This window comes from uncultured Lactobacillus sp. (assembly GCF_945290125.1).
GTDB lineage: Bacteria > Bacillota > Bacilli > Lactobacillales > Lactobacillaceae > Lactobacillus > Lactobacillus rizhaonensis.
Map to the genome: position 1 here is coordinate 1 of NZ_CALYQV010000104.1, position 3,162 is coordinate 3,162.

Consider the following 3,162-nt stretch of genomic DNA (forward strand, 5'->3'; position numbering starts at 1 on the left):
AAGGATCGGTTGACGCAAGCCCAGGTTGTCGCAGACGGGTTAGCGCTTGACCCAACCCTGGAGAATACTTACAGCTTCATGCAAGACCTCTTAAAGAAAAAAATGTTAAGCAATTAAGGACCTGTCTCAGGTGTTCAGGAAGATTGGGCTAGCAAATGGAAATCACGCGTAAAAACTTTCAACCTCTGTCCGCCTGATCTGCTTAATGCAGCTAAGTATAGTCAGTCAAACGGCTGTCCGGAAGGAACCAACCGTAAAATTAAGCAGATTTAACGCACAGCCTATGGCCATCGCAATTTTTATCATTTAGTTGCTCGTATTAAATTAGAAGAGCCCAAAGCTGTGGTCAAGAAAAGAGCATCAAGCTACTTAGTAGCCTGATATTCTTTCAAATTATTCTAAAACTCTATCAACAGGATTTAACAAAGAGCATTTTTAAATATCAAAAAAAGCAAATAAATGTATCTTAATACACTTACCTGCTCATTATTTTTTAAAATCAAAATATAAATTGTGAAATTTGTTTACAAGTGTAATGAAGCTTAACCTTTTGCAAACTAAATTAGCTAATTTTTTCTTTCAACTTCTTAATTAAAAGGTCTTTCTTAGCACCATCTACAATTCTATAATTTGATTGCCATAGAGTTTTACTTTTTCCTACTTGCTGTGGATTGGTATCAGTGTCAAACGTGTTTTGGACTAATCTCGTTCCTACTTTTTCCCAAATTTTAATTGGATCATCATCCCACTGTATCTTCGTTTTGTCTTTATTCCATGATAGCAAAGCTCTAAAAGCACCAAATATCGGCATTAAATATCCAGAAGATATCTCATAGCGTAATGTCTCTTCATTATAATCAGTTTTTAAATGTCCTTTAACATCGATACCACGTACCGCTCCAAATTTAGCGTTTTTACCATCTGATTTTTTGAACTCATTATATTTTTCTCCCATTTCTTTTTGTATAGTTTCATAGAGTCGAATAAGTAAAGGGACCTCTGGAGCTAATTGCTCATATATATTATCTTCACACTCATACTCTTTCTGATAGTCTTTGAATACTGTAGCTTTACCAGAATAAGAAGAAATCGGAACTTGACTGTCATCCGGATATTTTTTTATATTAAAAGCAAACATAAGTTTTAAAATATTTGATATAGGTATAGGCTGTTCTGCATTATCTTTATACGCAATTTTATTCGCATATGGTTCGTTCTTAATCGCTTTTTTTATAAAATTAAACTTCTCATCAAGCTCAAACAACGAAATATCACTAACTTGAATAGATGTATTTCTTGCATCTGCTAGTGCTGAAACATCTAAATCGTTTCCAACAATAATCTCAAGTCTAACATATTTCTCAATATCAGATGGAACATACTGTCTATTTTGAATAATAGCTTTATATGTATGTCCCCCATCTAATAGTCCATATCGATGAATATCACTATCAAAATCGACTGATAGCACTCCAGTTGCATTGTTGAATTTTACACTCTTAGCAGTAATAACAATTCCTCGGTTATCAACGTCGAAGTTATTGTCAGATTCTCTAACTGCTTTAACCAATTGTTTAGCAACAGAAGTTGTCATTTTTGGTACTCTTGGATTTACTTCAAGTGAAAGATCATCAGGTAAGTCCTTAAAGTTAACCCAAACAAAATATGTCCGAATGTTTGAATCAGATGGAGAAACAATTGTTCTTACAGAATCGACTTTAAATTTTTTTATGCTCATATTAAGAGCCTCCTTTTTATATAGGTTTGAGCGAATTTTGCTAAACCTTATATGAATTATAATAATAAAAAGCAAAGTCTTATTATTATATACTAACTTTAATTATCAAGGTCATTCTATTTCTTTGACCTTATGAATATAGTACAATATATTTAAAGTAAACACAATGAACCAAGGTTCCTTTTATAGAAAGTGAGTAAACAGTGACTGTAAAACAAGAACTCAATCCTAAATTTATTGAAATAGGAAAAATAATAAAAAAGTATCGTAATGAATTGTTACCTCAAAAATCAAGAGAATATTTTATAGAAGACAGAATTTTAGCAAATATATTACCTGATAACTGGATTTCTGAAAAATCTTTGATGAATATTGAAAACGGTCGAAATCTTCCTAGTTTAACAACTTTAATGACATTATCCATTGCACTTGAATGCGATTTTATTGAACTAATAAAAGAAATTAAGGAATATCTATATCCAGATTATCTTAAAAAAAGTTAAACTAACCAAATTTGCTTCCACACTTAGACCTCTAACAACCATCTATGATAATTTTATCAACCACATCATTTACCAATTTATTTGCTTTACTTAATAGCAATGAAATAAAGGATTGAAAATCAATTATCATGTTAATCCTAATTTAAACGAGAAGCATGGTGAACTTTGGAGTAAAGGAATAACACCCAAGAAAAATGACTTTTTATAAGTAATGTCCCCGAGCGATGCCGTTCTGTGATGTCATTATCAAGCCGCTAATAATGAGGTTAGAATAAGCAATTTTTAGGCTCACCAGAAGCTTGAGTGATCAAAAAAGAAGCTGAAGATGTTCAACTTTTTGTTATTTGCTTAAACTCGGCAAGTGCCGACTGTAAGTCATTGATATTTTGCCAGCTCTTTTTCTACCTCTATGCCATATTCAGGCATCCCCAGCAAATAGAAATTCTGCACACCCGCTTTAACTTTAACCAGATGGTTTCTGTCTTGATCATTGCCCTCTACATGATTGCCTTTTTACTGCTTGTTACCAACAATAGTGGCCAGAACTGGATTTTAGCAGTCGCCCGAAAGGTTTTAGTCTCATCTATGAATCTTTTAAATGCCATTTTGGTAATTGCTGGCCCACTGACTTCGACTATTTTTTTAAGTCTTACTAGTACCACACAGGTTAACCATTCCTTATATGTAATTTTAATGGCCTTCGCCGTTACCTTGACTTTTATGATAAAAATTAAAAAGAAAGTTGCACCAGCCGACTGACCAAATTTTTTAAGTTAAGAATCCTGAGTAGCAGTCGTAATCACCATATGGTAATATGTAGTTACGAGGTGATATAATGTTAAAATTAACAGGAAAGTCTAAATTCATTAAAGCAGGCAATTCATTTGGTCTTAGGTTAACAAAAAGTGATCAAGAAATTCT

At 32.7% G+C, this 3,162-nt stretch carries 3 protein-coding genes; 2 read left to right on the plus strand and 1 reads right to left on the minus strand.

Annotated features, from left to right (window positions below):
• Positions 1–562: 562 nt before the first annotated feature.
• The gene (locus Q0K80_RS10060) at positions 563–1,738 is read right to left on the minus strand and encodes an AIPR family protein (RefSeq protein ID WP_294605974.1); all 1,176 of its coding nucleotides are present in this window, start codon (positions 1,736–1,738) and stop codon (positions 563–565) included.
• 203 nt (positions 1,739–1,941) lie between these two features.
• On the opposite strand from Q0K80_RS10060, the gene Q0K80_RS10065 reads away from it, so the two are divergent.
• Together Q0K80_RS10065 and Q0K80_RS10070 are read left to right on the plus strand one after the other, a co-directional pair.
• Entirely contained in the window at positions 1,942–2,241 is a 300-nt protein-coding gene (locus tag Q0K80_RS10065) for an XRE family transcriptional regulator (protein WP_294605976.1), read from the plus strand.
• 303 nt (positions 2,242–2,544) lie between these two features.
• On the plus strand, positions 2,545–3,000 hold the full coding sequence (locus tag Q0K80_RS10070; protein ID WP_294605978.1) for a hypothetical protein: 456 nt from the start codon (positions 2,545–2,547) through the stop codon (positions 2,998–3,000).
• Positions 3,001–3,162 lie beyond the last annotated feature (162 nt).